Here is a 19,031-nt window from a genome sequence, read left to right on the forward strand (position 1 = left end):
GCTCCCCCGCTCGGGGGCGGAGCCGCGGCCCTTCGGCCGTTCGTCGTATGGGAGCCGGGTCAGGCCTTAGGGGCCACCTTGCTCAGCCCGTTGATGATCCGGTCCATCGCGTCGCCGCCCGTGGGGTCGGTGAGGTTGGCCAGCATCTTCAGCGTGAACTTCATCAGCAGCGGGTGGGTCAGTCCGCGCTGGGACGCGATCTTCATGACCTTCGGGTTGCCGATGAGCTTCACGAACGCGCGGCCCAGCGTGTAGTAACCGCCGTAGGTGTCCTTAAGGACCTTCGGGTAGCGGTGCAGCGCCAGCTCGCGCTGCGCCGGGGTCTGCCGGGCGTGCGCCTGGACGATCACATCCGCGACGAGCTGCCCGGACTCCATGGCGTAGGCGATGCCCTCGCCGTTGAACGGGTTGACCAGGCCGCCCGCGTCGCCCACCAGCAGGAGACCGCGCGTGTAGTGCGGCTGGCGGTTGAAGGCCATCGGGAGCGCGGCGCCGCGGATCGGCATCGTCATGTTCTCCTCGGTGTACCCCCAGTCCTCGGGCATCGAGGCGCACCAGGCCTTCAGCACCTCGCGCCAGTCCAGCTCCTTGAAGGAGGCGGAGGTGTTGAGCACACCGAGGCCGACGTTGGAGGTGCCGTCGCCCATGCCGAAGATCCAGCCGTAGCCGGGCAGCAGCCGGTCCTCGCCCGGGCCGCGCCGGTCCCACAGCTCCAGCCAGGACTCCAGGTAATCGTCGTCGTGGCGGGGGGAGGTGAAATACGTCCGTACGGCCACGCCCATCGGGCGGTCCTCGCGCCGGTGCAGTCCCATGGCGAGGGAGATCCGGGAGGAGTTGCCGTCGGCGGCGACGACGAGCGGGGCGTGGAAGGTGACCGGGGTCTTCTCCTCGCCCAGCTTGGCATTCACGCCGGTGATACGGCCCGTACGGTCGTCGATGACCGGAGCGCCGACATTGCACCGCTCGTACAGCCGGGCGCCCGCCTTCTGCGCCTGCCGGGCCAGCTGCTCGTCGAAGTCGTCGCGCTTGCGGACGAGTCCGTAGTCCGGGTAAGAGGCGAGATCCGGCCAGTCGAGCTGCAGCCGCACACCGCCGCCGATGATCCGCAGGCCCTTGTTGCGCAGCCAGCCCGCTTCCTCGGAGACGTCGATGCCCATGGCGACCAGCTGCTTGGTGGCGCGCGGGGTCAGGCCGTCGCCGCACACCTTCTCGCGCGGGAAGGCCGTCTTCTCCAGGAGCAGGACGTCCAGTCCGGCCTTGGCCAGGTAGTACGCGGTCGTGGAGCCGGCCGGGCCTGCCCCGACGACGATCACATCGGCGGTGTTTTCGGAGAGGGGCTCGGTCACGGCGGGTTCTCCCGAAGACTCGATATTGCGTACCGAAGGGCACTGGACGTGTGCAGTCTATGGGGGCGTACTGATCCACAAACTGAAGGGCACCCTCTATGAGCAGGCCGCTCCCCGCCGTACAGCTGCGCGTGCCCACCGACGAGGACGCCGTGGCCTGGCACCGGATCTTCGACGACCCCGAGGTGATGGAATTCCACGGCGGAAAAGCAGCGGAGCTCTCGCTCTACGAGGAGTTGACCGCCCGGCAGCGCAGACACGACGCCGAACGCGGCTTCTGCTTCTGGACGATGCTCGACGAGGAAGGCAGGGTCATCGGTTTCACCGGGGCGCAACCGTGGCCGCACAAGACCTTCGGCCCGGTGGGAGAGATCGAGATCGGCTGGCGGCTGGCGCGCGACGCGTGGGGCAAGGGGTACGCGACGGCCGCCGCCCGCACCACGCTGGAGCGAGTACGGGCGGCAGGCGTCGAGCGGGTGGTGGCGATGGTGAACGCCCGCAACGAGCGCTCGATCGCGGTGATCCGGCGGCTCGGGATGGAGCTGGCCGAGACCTTCACCACGCCGGTGTCCGAGCAGAAGGGGTACTGCTTCCGGCTGGAGCTCAGTTCAGTGTGAACGTGCTGGTCGCGGTCGAGAAGACCACGTCCTTGCTCGCGTCCCACAGGTCGGCGCGGCCGGCGGCGAGGATCGCGTACTCCGTGCCGTCCGCGGCGACGAAGGCCTGGTCGATCACATGCCGCCGCAGGCTGCTCTCGTCGGGCTCGGGGATGTGGGTGAACTCCCAGAGCGCGCCCGGCCGTCCCTGATAAGTGTTCTGGATCAGCCGACTGCGCCGGTAGTCCGTTCCCGGGGTCTGAGCGTGCTTCGCCTCCAGTCCGAGGAAGTTCTCGTACGAGCTGGTAGGCGTGTTCCTGATGATGCCGATCTGGAGGTACGCGCCGCCGGTCGGCGCCTCGTAGAAGATCTGGGTGCCCGACTGGCGGCGCTGCCAGCCGTCCATCACGCCGACAGCGAATCCGGCGGGGTCCTGCTTGAGCACGAAGCCCGCGGGGAGGGTTCCGCTGCCCTGCGAGGCGGACGGCGAGGCGAACAGGGAGGCGGACGGGGAGGAGGGGCTGATGGCCGGGGCCGCGGACGCCGAGGGCTGCTGGTTCGGCTGGTTCTGCCCGTCCTGATCGGGGGTGGCTGACTGCGAGGCGGCAGGCGGCTTGTTCTGTGCCGGGCCGGACTCGTCGTTGTTGTTCTTCAGCAGCAGGGCTCCGGCCGTCGCGCCGCCACCGATCACGAACGCGGCGGTGAGGGTGGCGGTCCAGACGAGGACCTTCCGCTTCCGCTCGGCCGCGCCGGGCACGGGGGCCACGCCGGGCGACACGGGCGCCGGTGCCGCGCCGAGGTGCATGGTGTGGGGGCCGACGGCGTACGGAGCGGACGGCGCGGCGGCGACGGTGGCCGGGTGATCGGGGACGTCGGCGGGCGCCGGAGGCGCGGCCGGGCCTCCCGGCGGAACGCCGGGCAGCGCAGGTTCCGCCGCAGCCGCGACGCCCGGCGCGTACCCGGCCCCCGGGCCGTACGCCGGAGGCATCGGCACGGCGGGCGGGGCAGGCGGGATCAGTGCCTGCTGCCCCACCAGTCGCAGCACGTACGGGCCCAGGAAGATCGCGGCCCCGACCCACAGCAGACCGAACAGCAGCGCGTCCGGAACGCTCGGAGCGAACTCCGACGTGCCCCGGCCGCCCCAGTCCGCCAGGCCGCCCTCGATCTTCGCCGAGACCCCGCTGACGCCCGTGAACAGCAGGACGAGTCCCAACGAGAAGCCCCCGGCGGCCAGTTGCTCGCGCCGGTCCGCCGAGCGGCGCGCCGCCCCGACGCCGAACGTGAGGGCGCAGACGACGCCGATGCTCAGCGCCCCCGCGACCGCGCCGTTGCCCCATACGTCGCGGATCTCGGACAGCCCGAAGCTGCCGCTCTCCGCGCGGGAGCCGACCATGCCGAACTGCCCCTGGACGTCGAACTTCACCGGCACGCCCCAGCTCAGCCCCAGCACCGCGAAGCCGATATTGGGCAGAATCGGCAGCGCGATCAGCAGGGCCGTGCCGTCCACGTCGTCCGCGCCCGCGTATGCGACGAAGCCCACCAGCGAGCAGAGCGCCACCACAGCGCCCAGCGCACGCACCGCTGTCCCGAAGGCACGCACCGCCGACCTGGCACCCGGCCGCTGCGCCAGCCAGTCCGCGAGGTCGTCGCGCTGGAGCACCCCGCAGCTCACCACGAGCGAGATCGCCAGCGCGCCGAGCGCGGCGAGCAGCGGGGACGAGGAGATCTCGACCCCCTGGATCTCGGGCTGCGCGAAGAGCGCCAGGGCCAGTACCAGTCCGGTGACCAGCAGTGAGAGCCGTACGGCGGCTTCCAGTCCGGCACCGCGCGTACGCAGCATCCGCGCACCCAGGCAGAGCGCGCCGATCCACAGCAGGGTCACCGTCAGCGGCACGAGGGAGAGCGAGGCCGCGCCCATCGCGTCCGTGCCGGGGGCGCCGAAGCCCGAGGGACCACCGCCCGAGGTGTCGTAATCGGAGCCGAACGGCGAGGAACCACCGCTCGCCTTCATCTCGAAGCCGCCGCCGACGCCTTGCAGCAGCATCGCCAGTGCGATCCGCAGCCGGTCGCTCCAGCCGACGACGACCTCGTCGTCCTGGCCGTACGAGGGGATGGCGAGCGCCACCGCCATCACCAGCAGCAGCCCGGCCGGCCAGGCCGCCGCCTTCGCCGAGGACAGCCAGTCGCCGCGGAACACCCGCCCGAAGAACGCCCCCAGGGGCGAGGGCTGCACGGGCCCCGGGACGCTGCCGGGACCGTACGCGGGCGGCGGTGGCGGCGGCGGCGCAGCGGCGACGGGCAGCCTCTCGCGCCCGCATGTCATGCAGAAGCGAGCCTCATCCGGGGATGGGTTGCTGCAGTGCGGGCAGAACGACGCCATGGGGAGACTCCGGGGTGAGACGCGGGAACGGGCGGGGAGATAAGAACCGCGTAAACAGGCTCGTACTCAACTGACACATCTTCCCCGGCCGCCGGTTCCCTCAACTCGCCCTCTGCAACCACCCGTTCACCCAGGGCGTTTTAGAAAACGGAGAGCCCGGTCAGGGTCGTGAAGCGGTCCAGCGCCGCAACTCCCGCCACCGAGTTGCCCCGTGCGTCGAGCCCGGGGCTCCAGACGCACAGCGTGCAGCGCCCCGGCACGACCGCCACGATCCCGCCGCCCACACCGCTCTTGCCCGGCAGCCCGACCCGGTAGGCGAACTCGCCGGCCGCGTCGTACGTACCGCAGGTCATCATCACGGCGTTGATCTGCTTGGCCTCGCTGCGGGTGAGCAGCCGCGAGTCGTCCGCGCGCAGCCCGTGGCGGGCCAGGAAGAGCGCGGCGAGGGTCAGATCGGCGCAGCTCATCTCGATCGAGCACTGCCAGAAGTAGTGGTCGAGGAGGGTGGGGACGGGGTTGGCGATATTGCCGTACGAGGCCATGAAGTGGGCCAGCGCGGCGTTGCGGTCCCCGAACGCGGACTCCGACTCGGCGACGTCGGGGTCGAAGGCCAGCTCCGCATTGCCGCTCTCCTGCCGCAGGAATTCGAGGAGTTCGCTGCTCGCGTCGCCGGTCAGGGTCAGCAGCCGGTCGGTCACGACGAGCGCGCCCGCGTTGATGAACGGATTGCGCGGGATCCCGTTCTCGTACTCCAGCTGCACCAGCGAGTTGAAGGGGTTGCCGGACGGCTCACGCCCGACGCGCTCCCAGAGGCTGTCGCCGCCGTGGGCGAGTGCCAGGGCGAGCGTGAAGACCTTGGTGATCGACTGGGTGGAGAAGGGCCGTTGCCAGTCCCCCACTCCGTACACCGTGCCGTCCACGTCGGCGACGGCCATGCCGAAGCGGTGCGGGTCGACGGCGGCGAGCGCCGGGATGTACTCGGCGGGCGTGCCGCTGCCGACCTGCGGTGCGATGTCCTGCGCGATCTGTTCGAGGACCGCCTGGTAGTCCATGGCGGGCGGCTCAGCGGCGCTTGGTGCCGCGGTGCAGGGCCACGATCCCGCCGCTCAGATTGCGCCAGGCGACCTGGGTCCAGCCCGCTCGCTGAAGCAGCTGCGCGAGGCCCGCCTGGTCGGGCCAGGCACGGATGGACTCGGCGAGATAGACGTACGCGTCGGGGTTGGAGGAGACCGCCCGCGCCACCGGCGGCAGCGCCCGCATCAGGTACTCGGTGTAGACGGTCCGCAGCGGCGCCCAGGTCGGCTGCGAGAACTCGCAGATCACGACCCGCCCGCCCGGCTTGGTGACCCGGTACAGCTCGCGCAGCGCCGCCTCGGTGTCCTGGACGTTGCGCAGCCCGAAGGAGATCGTCACGGCGTCGAAGACATCGTCCCGGAAAGGCAGCTTCGTCGCGTCGCCCGCGGTCAGTGGCAGCCACGGGTGGCGCTTCTTGCCCTCGCGCAGCATGCCGAGGGAGAAGTCACAGGGCACGACATAGGCGCCGGTGGTGGTGAAGGGGAGCGAGGACGTGCCGGTGCCCGCGGCCAGATCCAGGACCTTCTGTGCCGGGCGGGCGTCCACCGCCTTGGCGACCTCCTTGCGCCAACGCCGGTCCTGGCCGAGCGAGAGCACGTCGTTGGTGAGGTCGTAGTTCGCCGCCACGTCGTCGAACATCGAGGCGACTTCGTGCGGCTGCTTGTCCAGGGTTGCGCGGGTCACTGGTGTTCGGCCTCGCTTGCGTGGTGGGCGGGTGGCGTGGTGGACGTCATTGTCTCAGGCGCCCGGTCAACGCCGGCGGTGGACCAGCCGCCCGTCGAGGGCGGTGACCAGGCAGGTGCCGTCGTCGGCGAAGACGGCGAAGGAGGCCGGCCCGCCGGGGGCGAGGGGGCGGGGCCCTTCGGCGTACCGCAGGCCGGAGCGCTCGACGGCGAGGCGTACCGACGGCCGCGTGAGGGACCCGGCCAGGGTGGTCGTGCCGGACGCCAGGAGTCGCTGCACCCCGCGCCGGGCGCTCGCGCCCCACCGGGTGTCGGTCATCGTGAGCGCGGCCAGGGCGTCCCCCGTGAGCGGTCCGGTACCCAGCTCGTCCGCCTCACGCGGGTCGGGCCAGTACGCGTGCTCCAGCAGGGCGACGGCGTCCTGCTCGTGGCGGCCCGGGCCGATGACCCCGTCCCACTCACGCACCCGGGCCCGCTCCCCGTACGCGGCGAGCAGCTCCTCGTACGGGCCGATCGCCGCGATCCACGCGCCCTCGACGACGAGCGAGTGTCCCTCGGCCGCCCGGTGAAGTGTCAGCACGTCAGGCTCAGTTGGCGCTGAGCAGCTTCAGCTCGGGGTGCGCCGTGCCGCCCTCGATCGCCGTCGACGAGATGTGTGAGGCCACTCGCTCGTCGACCGGGTCGTTCGCCGGGTCGTCGTGGACGACGATGTGCTCGTACGTCGTCGTCCGCTGCGCCGGGACCCGGCCCGCCTTGCGGATCAGGTCGATGATCTCCAGCCGGTTCGAGCGGTGCTTGGCGCCCGCGGAGGACACCACGTTCTCCTCCAGCATGATCGAGCCCAGGTCGTCCGCGCCGTAGTGCAGCGACAGCTGGCCGACCTCCTTGCCGGTGGTCAGCCACGAGCCCTGGATGTGGGCGACGTTGTCGAGGAAGAGCCGCGCGATCGCGATCATCCGCAGGTACTCGAAGAGGGTGGCCTGCGTCCGGCCCTTGAGGTGGTTGTTCTCGGGCTGGTACGTGTACGGGATGAAGGCCCGGAAGCCACCCGTCCGGTCCTGCACGTCGCGGATCATCCGCAGGTGCTCGATCCGTTCGGCGTTGGTCTCGCCGGTGCCCATCAGCATCGTCGACGTCGATTCGACTCCGAGACCGTGCGCGATCTCCATGATCTCCAGCCACCGCTCGCCGCTCTCCTTGAGCGGGGCGATCGCCTTGCGCGGCCGCTCGGGCAGCAGTTCGGCGCCCGCGCCCGCGAAGGAGTCGAGACCGGCCGCGTGGATACGGGAGACGGCCTCCTCCACCGGGACATTGGAGATCCGCGCCATGTGCTCGACCTCGGAGGCTCCCAGCGAGTGGATGACCAGCTGCGGGAACTCCTTCTTGATCGCCGCGAAGTGCTTCTCGTAGTACTCGACGCCGTAGTCCGGATGGTGCCCGCCCTGGAACATGATCTGGGTGCCGCCGAGCTCGACGGTCTCGGCGCAGCGCCGCAGGATGTCGTCGAGGTCGCGCGTCCAGCCCTTGGCGGTGTCCTTGGGCGGGGCGTAGAAGGCACAGAACTTGCAGGCGGTGACGCACACGTTGGTGTAGTTGATGTTGCGCTCGATGATGTACGTCGCGATGTGCTCCGTACCGGCGTAGCGCCGCTTGCGTACGGCGTCCGCGGCCACGCCGAGCGCGTGCAGCGGCGCGGAGCGGTAGAGGTCGAGCGCCTCTTCGGGCGTGATCCGCCCACCCTCGGCAGCACGGTCCAGCACGGACTGAAGGTCGGCCTTCTCGGTCACCGGGTGTCACCTTTCGGCGGTGTTTCAGAGCATCAGCGGGCCGATCCAGCCTACGCCAGCCGCCTTCGCCGCTCGCGGGCGCGGTCGGCGGGTCAGCCCTTGCGCTCCAGCGTGGCGCGCGGGTCGCCCGCCCGTGGCTCCTTGGAGGTGTACTGGACGCGGGATCCCTCGAGTCGCAGCTTCACCGTGTGAGTGCCGGGGGTGCATGTGTTGCCCGGCTTGCCGCTGGACCTACCGTCGGCGACCAGCTCCTTCGGGGTCGCGCCGCGCAGCACGAGACTGTCCTCGCAGGAGAGGTTCCCCAGTGCGTCGAACTGGCTGACCGTGGCGAACTTCGCGCCCGTCTTCCCCGCTCTGATGGCGACCGAGAAGGTCCCGGCCTCCAGTTCGCTGCCGGCGAGGCTGACTTTGAAGGGGCCCTCCCAGGTGCCGATGAAGGCCTTCGGCACCTTGTTGAGCTTTTTGTTCGCCGACGGCGCGCCGCCCGCCGTGTCGTTGCCCGTGTCGCCGCCGGTGCCCGTGCCCGGCCACAGGTCGAGCAGGAATCCGCCGCCCACCGTGACCGCGACCAGTGCCGCGGCCACCGTCAGGGTCACCGTGCAGCTCACCTTCCTGCGGCCCCGCCCGGGCGACGGGCTCTCCAGCGCTCTCCCCTGGGTGTGCGGCGGCGCGTCCTGGGGCGCCGCCACCGAGGCGGGCGGCGTCACCGGCTCGATCGGCGGCCCGAACGTCCCGATCGCCGGGCTGCTGAACGCGACCGGCCCCGAAGCGGCCGGGTCCGCGGGTGCCGGCTCCAGGTTCAGCAGGCTCACCGCCGACCGGCTGACCTGCTCGACCAGCGGACCGGGCAGCCAGCCCACGCCGACCAGCGAGGCCGCCCCGCCCGGGGCCAGCCTCTTCGCGATCTGCGCGGGGGCGGGCCGCGCGGACGGGTCCTTGGCCAGGCAGTCGGCGACCAGCTCCCGCAACTCACCTTCCAGGAAGCCCAGTTCGGGCTCCTCGTGCACCACCTTGTAGAGCAGCGCGGCCGACGAGTCGCCCGGGAAGGGCGCCGCGCCCGTCGCCGCGTACGCCAGTACCGCGCCCAGCGAGAACACGTCGGCCGCGCCCGTGACGCCCCTGCCGAGGATCTGCTCCGGCGACATGTAGCCGGGCGAACCGACCGAGACCCCGGTGGAAGTCAGCGAGGCGGTGCCGTCGGTGGCCCGGGCGATCCCGAAGTCGATCAGCCGCGGTCCGTCCAGCGTGAGCAGCACATTGGACGGCTTCACGTCCCGGTGCACCAGATCCAGACGGTGCACGGCCGCCAGCGCCTCGGCGAGCCCCGCGCCCAGCACCCGTACCGAGTGCGCGGGCAGCGGACCGTGCTCGGCGATCGCCTGCGACAGCGGGGGACCGGCCACATAACCCGTGGCCACCCAGGGCACGGTGGCCTCCGGGTCGGCGTCGAGGACCGGCGCCGTCCACTCGCCGCCGACCCGGCGGGCCGCCTCCACCTCACGCCGGAACCGCGCCCGGAACTCCTCGTCGAGGGCGAAGTGCGGATGGACCACCTTCACGGCGACCGTGCGGCCACCGGCGCTGCGCCCGAGATAGACGCGGCCCATTCCGCCCGCGCCGAGCCGGCCGAGCAGCCGGTACGCCCCGATGCTCTGCGGCTCGCCCGGATCCAGCGGCTGCATCTGTTCTCCCCCGATTGCCCTTGTCCTGACGGTCTTTGCCTGCGCCTGCTCCTCAGCGTAGGCGCGCCGTGGCCCGCATCACGAGGATTCCCGCGCCCGGCAGCCAACCGAACCCCGCCCGCCGCCATCTCCCCATGCGTACATCACACCGCTTGTCGGAAAGCCGCCTCTGCCGCAACGCCTCGGCCAGAATCCCCCGGAGTCCGTCCATGAATCGCCTGCCCAAAGCCCTCATAGCCGCCGTCGCCCTCGGCTCTGTCGCGCTCGGCTCCTATGCGCTCGGCGCAGGCTGGTGGGAGGAGGGTGAGCCGCTCACCTTCGACGGCCCCACCGCCGCCGCCCCCGCCCGGCAGGGCGGCGCGCAGGACACCACGGACGGCAAGGCGGGCGACGAGGCCGCCGCGAAGACGCTGATGCCCACCGGCCCGAAGGCCTCGTTCACCACCGCGAACAGCCTGGACGACGGCACCAAGATCGGCGTCACCACGCTGCAGGGCAAGAAGTCCGGCTTCGAGGGCAAGGTGTGGGTCTGGGCTCCCAAGGAGTACTTCGACCCCAAGTACGCCAACAGCGGTTTCCCGGTGCTGATCGCGCTCCCCGGCGGCAACGGCTACCCCAAGAACTACTGGATGGGCACCGACCTCAAGCTGCAGAGCAGCATCAGCAAGTGGTCGAAGGAGGGCAAGAGCCTGCCCTTCATCGTGGTCATGCCGGTGCTCAACCCCGACGCGAAGTACTACTACGACGGCAGTGACATACCGGGGCAGCCGAAGATGGGCACCTGGATGACCGAGGACGTCCCCGACTTCGTGAAGGCCAACTTCCGGACCTTCAAGTCCCGTGACGGCTGGGCCTTCATGGGCTCGTCGTCCGGGGCGTTCGTCGGCCTGAAGTCGGTGCTCAAGCACCCGGAGAAGTTCAAGGCCGTGATCGCCTCCGGTCCCGACACGGTCCCGGACTCGCCGCTGTGGGCGGGCCACGAGACGCAGCGGCAGGCCAACAACCCGGAGAAGCTCGCCAAGGTCCTGGGCACCAAGCCCGACACCAAGGACAACGACGTCTATCTGGCCTTCCAGATAGGCACCAAGGAGCGCGGGGTCAAGAGCCTCAAGAACTTCATCCGGGACTACTGCAAGGGCCCGGTCAAGAGCCGCCTGCAGGTCATCCAGGACGGCGAGCACAACGGCAAGACGTACGTGAAGGGCATGGGCGACGGATCCATCCAGTGGATCAGCGAGCACATGCAGGCCCCCATCCCGGCGTCCTAGGGCCGGTCGTATCTTGCATGCGCTCTCGGGAACCGAGCAGCTCCACGCGTACGTCCGCCGGGAACCCGGTCGTCGGCCCGGTCCGGCGCGCGAACTCCCGTACACCCGCGAGCTGCTCGGCACCGAAGCGGAAGTCCAGGGTCCTGAAGTACCGCTCCAGGAGGTCCTTGTCGAAGGTCTCCCAGCGCGCGGCCTGCTCGGCGACCTTGGAGACCTCCTCCAGCGAGAGGTCCCGCGAGGCGAGGAATGCCTCGTGCACCTTGCGCACGACGAGGGGCTCACGCTCCAGATAGTCCTTGCGCGCCGCCCACACGGCGAAGACGAAGGGCAGCCCTGTCCAGTCCTTCCACATCAGCCCCAGATCGTGGACCTGGAGGCCGAGCCGGGGGGCGTCGTGCAGCGAGGCGCGCAGCGCGGCGTCCCCGATCAGTACGGCCGCCTCCGCCTCCTGCATCATCAGGCCGAGATCGGGCGGGCAGGTGTAGTACTCGGGGGCCACCTTGTACTGCTCGGCGAGCAGCAGCTGAGCCAGCCGCACCGACGTACGTGAGGTGGACCCGAGCGCGACCCTCGCGCCGTCCAGCCGGTCCAGCGGGACCTGGGACACGATCACGCAGGACATGACCGGGCCGTCGCAGCCGACCGCGAGATCGGGGAAAGCCACGAGCTGATCGGCATTGCGCAGGAATTCGACGAGGGTGATTGGCGCGATGTCGAGTTCGCCGCGCACCAGCCGCTCGCTGAGCTTCTCCGGGGTGTCCTTCGTCAGCTCGAGATCGAGGAGAGTTCCGGTACGGGCCAGCCCCCAGTACAGGGGGAGGCAGTTCAGGAACTGGATGTGCCCGACACGGGGCCGGCTGCGACGGTGGTCGGTAGTTGTTTCTCCAAGACTGTCCACATCGCGAGGCTAGACCCGTGGCGTACGTGGCACCCCGCTGGGGCGGCGCGCGCCCCTCCCGAGCTGCAATTCGTCAGCGAATCATGATCCTTTCAAACGTCCGGGTGACGTGATCTTTACCTCTACCGCTGCGCACACGCTGCGTGCTAGGCTCAACGCAAGTTGCAGTTTGGTTTCCCTTGCAGTACAGAGCCTGCGGAGCATGTAACCCGCAGGCTTTTGTAGTTTTCAGACTTCTTGCAGGTTCTGGAGCAGGGCAACCCTTTGGCCCAAGGAGGGCTTATGGCTACCGGAACCGTCAAGTGGTTCAACGCTGAAAAGGGCTTCGGCTTCATCGCCCAGGACGGCGGCGGCCCGGATGTCTTCGTCCACTACTCCGCGATCAATGCGACCGGCTTCCGCTCCCTCGAGGAGAACCAGGTCGTGAACTTCGACGTCACTCAGGGCCCGAAGGGCCCGCAGGCGGAGAACGTCACCCCGGCCTAGTCAGCCCCGGGTCGGCGATCGCGCACGACTTAGCAGTACCAAGGAGCCCCGTTCCGCATGGACCGGGGCTCCTGCCTTTATTTCCCTGGAGACGCCCTGCTCCCGCCTCCTACAGTGACCGGACCCGATGTCGTCACGGAGAGCGGTCATGCGCATTCACTACCCCCGCACACCACATCCCCGTGGTCGCCGGGGGCCGCGTCGGACGACGTACGAGCCGGTGATCTCTCGGGTCTGCACGGCCGCGAGGTCGTGGTCACCGAGAAGCTCGACGGGGAGAACACCACCCTCTACGCCGACGGCCTGCACGCCCGCTCGCTGGACTCGGCGCACCATCCCTCCCGGGCCTGGGTCAAGGGCCTTCAGGGCCGGGTCGGGAGCCGGATCCCGCAGGGGTGGAGAGTGTGCGGCGAGAATCTGTACGCGCGGCACTCGATCACGTACGAGGACCTGGAGAGCTGGTTCTACGGCTTCTCCGTCTGGAACGGCGAAGGCCATTGCCTGGACTGGGACCGGACCGTCCGCTTTCTGCGGCGGCTGGGCGTGCCCGTGCCGCGGGTGCTGTGGCGGGGCGTCTTCGACGAGCGGGCTCTGCGCGCGCTGCGGCTGGACACCACCCGGCAGGAGGGCTACGTCGTACGGACCGCCGGGGGCTTTGGCCCGGACGAGTTCGGGCAGCGGGTGGCCAAGTGGGTGCGCGGGGGCCATGTGCAGACCGATGCGCACTGGATGCATGCCGCGGTCGTGGAGAACGGGCTGAGCCCGAAGGCCGCGCTGTGGGCCGTGCGTTCGGGGGCGAGTGCCGATGTGGAGTCACTGTCGGCGGCGGTCGGCGTAGCTCCGCCGGACCCGGCGGGGGCACGGGCCGCCGTCATCGAGGTTGCCGCGAGGCTCGATGCGCCGGGCAGGTCCGGGGACACGCGGCTGGCGGGGGTCCTCGCCACGCTGCTGAGCGCCGCACGCCGCGGGTCGCTCGCCGGCCGGCTGGTCACCCCGCTCGGCATGCCGCTCGCGCGGCAGGTCGCCGACCTGGTGGGGCTGTACCCGAACCTGCACCGGCCGTATCCGGATGAGGACCGCCGGACCGGCCTGGTACGGATGTCGTTCGCGGCCGACCTGGGCGTGCTGCACGCCGTCGCCGGAGCGGTGGCGTCCGACTCCGAGGCGCGCGAGCAGGTCGACTGGTCGGCGCTGTACGCCGAGGACGCCGGACTCCTGGGCGGGGCAGGGGTACTAGCGGGACTGCGGGAGGCATTCGCCGACCTGGACCCGGAGCCCGCCGACCGCTGCCTGGCCGAGGCCAGGGAAGCGTATGCGCAGGGGCGGATCCGCACCGTGGGCGAGGCCGTCGCGGCGACCTGGCGGTGGCGCAACGGGGACTTCCCGCGGCTGATCCACCTGGTCGGCCCTTCGGGCAGTGGGAAGAGCACCTTTGCTCGCGGGCTGCGAGGAGTCGACGCGTACGTGTCCCTCGACGACCTGCGCGAGGCGCGCGGCTCGCGCGCGGACCAGCGCGCAGGCGCAGACGTGCTGCGCGCGGGGCTCGCCCTTCTCGACACCGCACTGGCCTCCGGCGGGACCGTCGTATGGGACGCCACATCACTCAACCCGCACCAGCGTTCCCTGGTGCACTCGCTCGCGCACCGTCGCGACGCGCTGACCACGCACGCGGTGGTGCTGGTCGACGAGGACGAACTCGTCCGGCGCAACGCGGTACGGCCGCATCCCGTGCCGCCGGACGTGCTCGCCTCACAGCTGCACCGGTTCGTGCCGCCCTACCCCGGTCAGGCGCACCGCACCTGGTACATCGGGCCGGGCGGAACCGTCGAGGAGGCGGTCTAGTTGCGTACGAGCGACGAGATCTATCACCGGGTCCGCTGGGACCCTCGCTTGGATCCGGCCAGGTTCGTGATGGGGATCAACCAGCGGGGCGCCACCCCCAAGCGGGTCCCGCTGCCCTCCTTCGTGCCCGGGGGCGAGATTCCGTGGCACCGGGTGCTGTTCTTCGAAGCGGACGGCGAGGTGGTCTGGGACCGGGCGACCGGGGTGGACCGGATCGACGCCTCGGACGCGGGCCGGGCGCGGGATCCGCGGCTCCTGCACGCGCCGTTCTTCACGGCCGGGACACCGCACGCATGGGACCCGGCCACGGAGAGGTGGCGGCCCGCGGACGAAGCGTCCCGGGCTTCCGCACCGACCGGGAGGAGCCTGCGCGTACTGACGTGGAACACGCTGTGGGACCGCTACGACAGCGACCGCATCGACACCGCCCGGCGCAGGCCCCTGCTGCTCGCGGCCCTGGAAGAAGCGGACGCGGACGTCATCGCACTCCAGGAGGTCGAACCCGGCCTGCTGGCCCTGCTTCTGCGGGCGCCGTGGGTCCGCGCAGGCTACACGCTGGGCTGCGACCCGCACGGCAAGGACGTCGACGACTGCGGGCTGCTGCTGCTCAGCCGGCTGCCCGTACGGGAGGCGGGACGCCACGAGTTCGGACCGCACAAGGCCGTCACCGCCGTCACCCTGAAGACCGGCTCCGGCCCGCTCGTCGTGGCAGCGACCCATCTGAGCAGCGACCACTCCGAAGACGGCCCGGCCCGGCGGAAAGCCGAACTGGCCGCTCTCGCCGAGGGACTCGGCGGGGTCGAGGGCGAACTGATCCTGCTCGGCGACTTCAACGACGGCGGCGAAGGACCGGCCCGAACGCTCGGGCTGCGGGACGCCTGGATGCAGGTGCACGGGCCGGACGACCGGACCCCCACCTTCGACCCCCGCGTCAATCCGCTGGCCGCGGTGTCCTCGCTGTCCGGCAGGGCTTCCCGTCTCGACCGGATCTTCCTGCGGGCCGGGAGGCCGGAGGCGACCCGGGCGGCCCTCCGAGGAGACGTTCCCACCCCGGAAGGGCTGTACATATCGGATCATTACGGTGTGGAAGCGGACCTGACCCTCGGCGGGAGAGAACCCGCCGACGACCTCGCCGAAGAGGACCTCCCAGACGTCCTCGCCGTCGCGCCCTCGCCGCGCACCGCCCTGGCCTGGATCCCGCCCCAGGAGCTGTGGCCCTCGATCCAGCACATCCGCCGGGAACACGACCGGCAGATCCACCGATGGCCGCCGCACGTGAACCTGCTCTTCGGTTTCGTACCGGAGTCGGACTTCGAACGGGCGGCCCCGCTGCTCGCCGCGGAGACGGCCGGGACGGCGGCGTTCACCGCCCGGCTGGAGGGAGTGCGCTCCTTCCGGCACCGGGAGGACTCCACCGTCTGGCTCGACCCGGCGGCGGCCGGCCCGGCGCCCTGGGCAGAGCTGCACCGCGCCCTGGCGCGGCGATTTCCCCGCTGCGGGGGCCGGGCCCCGCGCTTCACCCCCCATCTCTCCCTGGGCCGGACCCGGGATCCGCACACGCTCGCCACGCACTGCGCCGCCCTGCTCGACGGCATGTCGGCGCACGTGAGCGAACTGGTGCTGCTCTCGCGGCGGGGCGACGGGCCGATGCGGCCACGGGCCACGATCGCCCTCGGAACGGGCGAAGTGCGCTGGCTGCCGGACTCCCCCGGATCCCCCGCATCCCTGGAGGCCGTCACCGCCGAGCCCGTCACGGACGACGGGACCGCCAGGCGCCTCTCCGAAGCGCTGGCCGACGGAGTCGTCCACGTCGTCGGATCGCGGCGCATGGGCTGCGCCCCGGCCGGAGCGGACCTGGACCTGGTGGCGGCCCTGCCGGGCTCCGTCGACATGGCGGACGTCCGGGAGCGGGTGACGGCCGCACTGCCGGAGGCCACCCGGGTACGGGAGGTGACCGGCGCCCGGGTACGGGGCCTGCGGCTGCGCGTCGGTGACATCGACGTGGACCTGGTGGTCGTCGCCACAGGGGCGCTCGATCCGGACGAATCGGTGGCCCGCCGCGCCGAGTTGGGCGAGGCGGCCGCGATCGCTCTGAGCGCGGTGAGCGACGCGGACACGGTACGGGCCGAAGTCGGCGCCGATCAAGCCGCGTTCGCCCGGCTGGCCAGGCAGGTGAAGGCGTGGGCGAGGGCCCGCGGCCTCGACTCGGCCCCCTTCGGCGGACTGCCGGGCCTGGCCTGGTCGGTGCTCGCGGCCCGTACGACACGCGAGTCGGCCGGCTCCGCCGACGCCGACCGGCTGCGCGACTTCTTCGGCACCTGGGCCGCATGGGACTGGCGTGACCCGGTCGCCCTGGCGGATGCCGGTACGGGACCACAGGGGGCCCTGACCGTCCTTACTCCCACCGCTCCCGTCCGTACCTGCACCGGGCAGGTCACCGCCGGCTTTCGGAACCTGCTCACCGACGAGCTCTATAGGGCCTGGACCATCCTGGACACGGCCGCGGACACCGGCGCGGACCCCTGGCCCGAACTGCTGTCACCGCCGCCCCTGCACCGGCGGCACGCGGCGTGGGCGACGGTGACCGTACGCCCGGGCCCGGACGGGGAGTTCGAGGAGACCCTGGGCCGCGTCCGGGGCCGCCTGCGCGCGCTGCTCACCGCCCTGGAGGACGCGGGGGCGGTCGACGCGCACGCCTGGCCCCGCCCGTACGAGACCGGCCCGGCGATCGCGCGCTACGCGATCGGCCTCGGCCGGGCGCCTGTGGACGCGGCCCGGCTCACCCGGATCGCCGACGGGTGGGGCCGGGGCCTGCACGGGGTCGAGGTGGCATGGGCGGAGTGCGGAGCGGTGCCGACCCTGCGCTGACCCCGGAAGCTGTTCCCGGGCCCCGCCCACCATGGACCTACGAGACGGGAGGAGCGGCCGTGACCGAACGCAAACCCCCAGGTGTCAGCTTCGAATCGTGGGTCGACAAGCAGATCCGGGACGCTTCGGAGCGCGGGGACTTCAAGGATCTGCCCGGCTTCGGAAAGCCGCTCCCCGACGACACGGCTCCGTACGACGAACTGTGGTGGGTCAAGGGCAAGATGCACCGCGAGGGCGTCTCCGTCCTGCCGCCGACGCTGGCCCTGCGCAAGGAGGCGGAGGACGCGCGCGAGGCGGCGGGGCGGGCGGCGACGGAGTCCCGGGTGCGGCACATTCTCACTGAGATCAACGAGAAGATCGAGGCGGCGATCCGCAGACCACCGGCGGGGCCGCCGCCGGGGCTTGCGCCGTTCGACGTGGAGGCGGTCGTCCACGAGTGGCGGGCGGGCCGTTCGGGTTAGGCGGTGCGGGATGGGCGTCGCCTGCGGCTGGCCCTGTCCCCTACCCGCCCTCCCCCTACGGCCTGGCGGCCGTGGGAGGTACCCCCATCCCGAACTGGGGGCAAGCCCCCAGACCTCCGAATGCGACCTTCGGCCGCATGTCCTCAAACGCCGGACTGGCTGAAGTGCGTGGCTCGGCCGCACATTCAGCCCCGCCGGCGTTTGAGGCGCGGGGTCTGGGGCGGAGCCCCAGTTCGGGATGGGGGAGGGCGGTAGGGGAACAGCCCCGCGCAGCGGCACCCCGCACCCCGGTCGACCCGCACCGCCCCGGCAACCGGCCACGCCTCAGCGCCGCGCCTGCGGCAACGCCGGCAGCTTCTCGTCGTACAGCCACATACGGAACAGCCCGTCGAGCGGATGCTCCGAGTACCTCTGCGCGAGCGCGATGAACTCCTCCGTCGTCACCACCCCGTACCGCCGCGTCGTCGTCCACTCCCGCAGCACCGCCACGAACGCCGCATGCCCGATCACCGTCCGCAGCGCATGCATCGTGAGCCCGCCCCGCTCGTAGAGCCGGTCGTCGAACAGCCGCCGCAGCCCGGGGTCGCCGATCCTGATGTCCTGCCGCATCATGGCGAGCCTGGCACGGGACTTGGCCGCGAGTGCCGCGGCCGAGGGCCCGCCAGAGACCTCGGACCAGAGCCATTCCGCGTATTTCGCGAAGCCCTCGTTGAGCCAGATGTGCCGCCAGTCAGCGACCGTCAGGCTGTTGCCGAACCACTGGTGGGCCAGTTCGTGCGCGATCAGGCGCTCGCTGCCGCGCCGCCCGTCGACATGGTTGGACCCGAAGATCGACAGGCCCTGCGCCTCGACGGGCACGTCGAGTTCTTCGTCGACCACGACGACGGCGTAGTCGTCGAAGGGGTACGGGCCGAAGAGGTCCGTGAAGGCAGCCATCATCTGGGGCTGCCGGGCGAAGTCGTGCTCGAAGCGCCGGAGCAGTTCGCGCGGCACGGCAGCGGGTTGCGGCACGCGTCCGGCGTGGGCGACATCGACCAGTTCGTACGGACCGATCTGGACGGTCGCCAGATACGTCGCCATCGGCGCGGACTGTTCGTACACCCAGGTCGTCGTGGAGGCGCTGATCGAGCGGGAGGTCAGGGTCCCGTTGGCGACCACGGTGTACGGCGAGGGGGCGGTCACAGCGATCCGGTAGACGGCCTTGTCGCTGGGCCGGTCGTTGCACGGGAACCAGGAGCGCGCGCCACTGGGCTGGGAGGCCACCAGCGCGCCCTCCTCCAGCTGCTCCCAGCCGAGGTCCCCCCAGTCCCGGGTGCGGACGGGATGGGGGACGCCGGTGTAGCGCACCTCGACCGTGAACGCGGACCCGGCGCGCAGCGGCTTGGCGGGCCGGATGCGCAGTTTGTCGGCGCGGTGGGTGTACCGCGCCGGGCGGCCGCCGTCGACGAGGACGCGGTTGATGCGGAACTGGCCGAGGTCCAGGGCCACTTCGGCCAGGTTTCGCTGGGCGACGGCGCTGATCCTGGCCCGGCCGGACAGGCGGCCGGTGTGCGGACGATAGTCCACCTCCAGGTCGTACTCCGTGGTGCGGTAGCCGCTGTCACCGTGCTGCGGCAGGTACGAATCCCTCACCGTGGTGCGCCTCGCGTTTCTTGCTGTC

The 19,031-nt window shown here is 71.2% G+C and carries 14 protein-coding genes and 1 pseudogene; 6 read left to right on the forward strand and 9 right to left on the reverse strand.

What is annotated here, in order from left to right; translation table 11 throughout:
- Positions 1–59: 59 nt before the first annotated feature.
- Complete coding sequence (locus FBY35_RS15105; RefSeq protein WP_142214289.1) at positions 60–1,346, reverse strand: geranylgeranyl reductase family protein; 1,287 nt, start codon at positions 1,344–1,346, stop codon at positions 60–62.
- A 98-nt stretch (positions 1,347–1,444) separates the two neighbouring features.
- On the opposite strand from FBY35_RS15105, the gene FBY35_RS15110 reads away from it, so the two are divergent.
- Complete coding sequence (locus FBY35_RS15110) at positions 1,445–1,963, forward strand: GNAT family N-acetyltransferase (protein WP_142214290.1); 519 nt, start codon at positions 1,445–1,447, stop codon at positions 1,961–1,963.
- Here FBY35_RS15110 and FBY35_RS15115 read toward each other — a convergent pair.
- The 6 genes from FBY35_RS15115 to FBY35_RS15140 form a co-directional block, all read right to left on the reverse strand.
- On the reverse strand, positions 1,950–4,175 hold the full coding sequence (locus tag FBY35_RS15115; RefSeq protein WP_222123131.1) for a hypothetical protein: 2,226 nt from the start codon (positions 4,173–4,175) through the stop codon (positions 1,950–1,952). The genes FBY35_RS15110 and FBY35_RS15115 overlap by 14 nt on opposite strands.
- Before the next feature lie 287 nt (positions 4,176–4,462).
- Positions 4,463–5,374, reverse strand: a complete 912-nt coding sequence (locus FBY35_RS15120; RefSeq protein ID WP_142214291.1) for a glutaminase — start codon at positions 5,372–5,374, stop codon at positions 4,463–4,465.
- A 10-nt stretch (positions 5,375–5,384) separates the two neighbouring features.
- Complete coding sequence (locus tag FBY35_RS15125) at positions 5,385–6,080, reverse strand: demethylmenaquinone methyltransferase (protein ID WP_142214292.1); 696 nt, start codon at positions 6,078–6,080, stop codon at positions 5,385–5,387.
- Positions 6,081–6,146: 66 nt separating this feature from the next.
- Entirely contained in the window at positions 6,147–6,659 is a 513-nt protein-coding gene (locus tag FBY35_RS15130; protein ID WP_142214293.1) for an imidazolonepropionase-like domain-containing protein, read from the reverse strand.
- 7 nt (positions 6,660–6,666) lie between these two features.
- The gene (gene mqnC, locus FBY35_RS15135) at positions 6,667–7,866 is read right to left on the reverse strand and encodes a cyclic dehypoxanthinyl futalosine synthase (RefSeq protein WP_142214294.1); all 1,200 of its coding nucleotides are present in this window, start codon (positions 7,864–7,866) and stop codon (positions 6,667–6,669) included.
- 92 nt (positions 7,867–7,958) lie between these two features.
- Complete coding sequence (locus FBY35_RS15140; RefSeq protein WP_142214295.1) at positions 7,959–9,548, reverse strand: serine/threonine-protein kinase; 1,590 nt, start codon at positions 9,546–9,548, stop codon at positions 7,959–7,961.
- A 209-nt stretch (positions 9,549–9,757) separates the two neighbouring features.
- Between FBY35_RS15140 and FBY35_RS15145 the strand changes: the two genes are divergently transcribed.
- Positions 9,758–10,816, forward strand: coding sequence for an esterase family protein (locus tag FBY35_RS15145; protein WP_142214296.1), 1,059 nt, complete (start codon positions 9,758–9,760; stop codon positions 10,814–10,816).
- Here FBY35_RS15145 and FBY35_RS15150 read toward each other — a convergent pair.
- Positions 10,779–11,714 (reverse strand): menaquinone biosynthetic enzyme MqnA/MqnD family protein, encoded by a 936-nt coding sequence (locus tag FBY35_RS15150; protein WP_142214297.1) that lies wholly within the window; start codon positions 11,712–11,714, stop codon positions 10,779–10,781. The genes FBY35_RS15145 and FBY35_RS15150 overlap by 38 nt on opposite strands.
- Positions 11,715–11,996: 282 nt before the next feature.
- Between FBY35_RS15150 and FBY35_RS15160 the strand changes: the two genes are divergently transcribed.
- The 4 genes and pseudogenes from FBY35_RS15160 to FBY35_RS15175 all read left to right on the forward strand — a co-directional run bounded on the left by FBY35_RS15160 (position 11,997) and on the right by FBY35_RS15175 (position 17,371).
- Positions 11,997–12,200 carry a cold-shock protein gene (locus tag FBY35_RS15160; RefSeq protein WP_017948713.1) on the forward strand — a complete coding sequence of 68 codons (204 nt, stop codon included), beginning with the start codon at positions 11,997–11,999 and terminating at the stop codon, positions 12,198–12,200.
- 148 nt (positions 12,201–12,348) lie between these two features.
- A pseudogene (locus tag FBY35_RS15165) lies at positions 12,349–14,042 on the forward strand (RNA ligase family protein).
- Positions 14,043–16,910: a poly(A) polymerase gene (locus tag FBY35_RS15170; RefSeq protein WP_142214298.1), complete on the forward strand. Its 2,868-nt coding sequence runs from the start codon at positions 14,043–14,045 to the stop codon at positions 16,908–16,910.
- A 59-nt stretch (positions 16,911–16,969) separates the two neighbouring features.
- Positions 16,970–17,371, forward strand: a complete 402-nt coding sequence (locus FBY35_RS15175; protein ID WP_142214299.1) for a DUF1992 domain-containing protein — start codon at positions 16,970–16,972, stop codon at positions 17,369–17,371.
- A gap of 324 nt (positions 17,372–17,695) precedes the next feature.
- Here the strand turns inward: FBY35_RS15175 and FBY35_RS15180 are convergent, their stop codons facing one another.
- Positions 17,696–19,003, reverse strand: a complete 1,308-nt coding sequence (locus tag FBY35_RS15180; protein WP_142214300.1) for a M1 family metallopeptidase — start codon at positions 19,001–19,003, stop codon at positions 17,696–17,698.
- Between the last annotated feature and the right edge of the window lie 28 nt (positions 19,004–19,031).

The organism is Streptomyces sp. SLBN-118, from assembly GCF_006715635.1.
Lineage (GTDB): Bacteria > Actinomycetota > Actinomycetes > Streptomycetales > Streptomycetaceae > Streptomyces.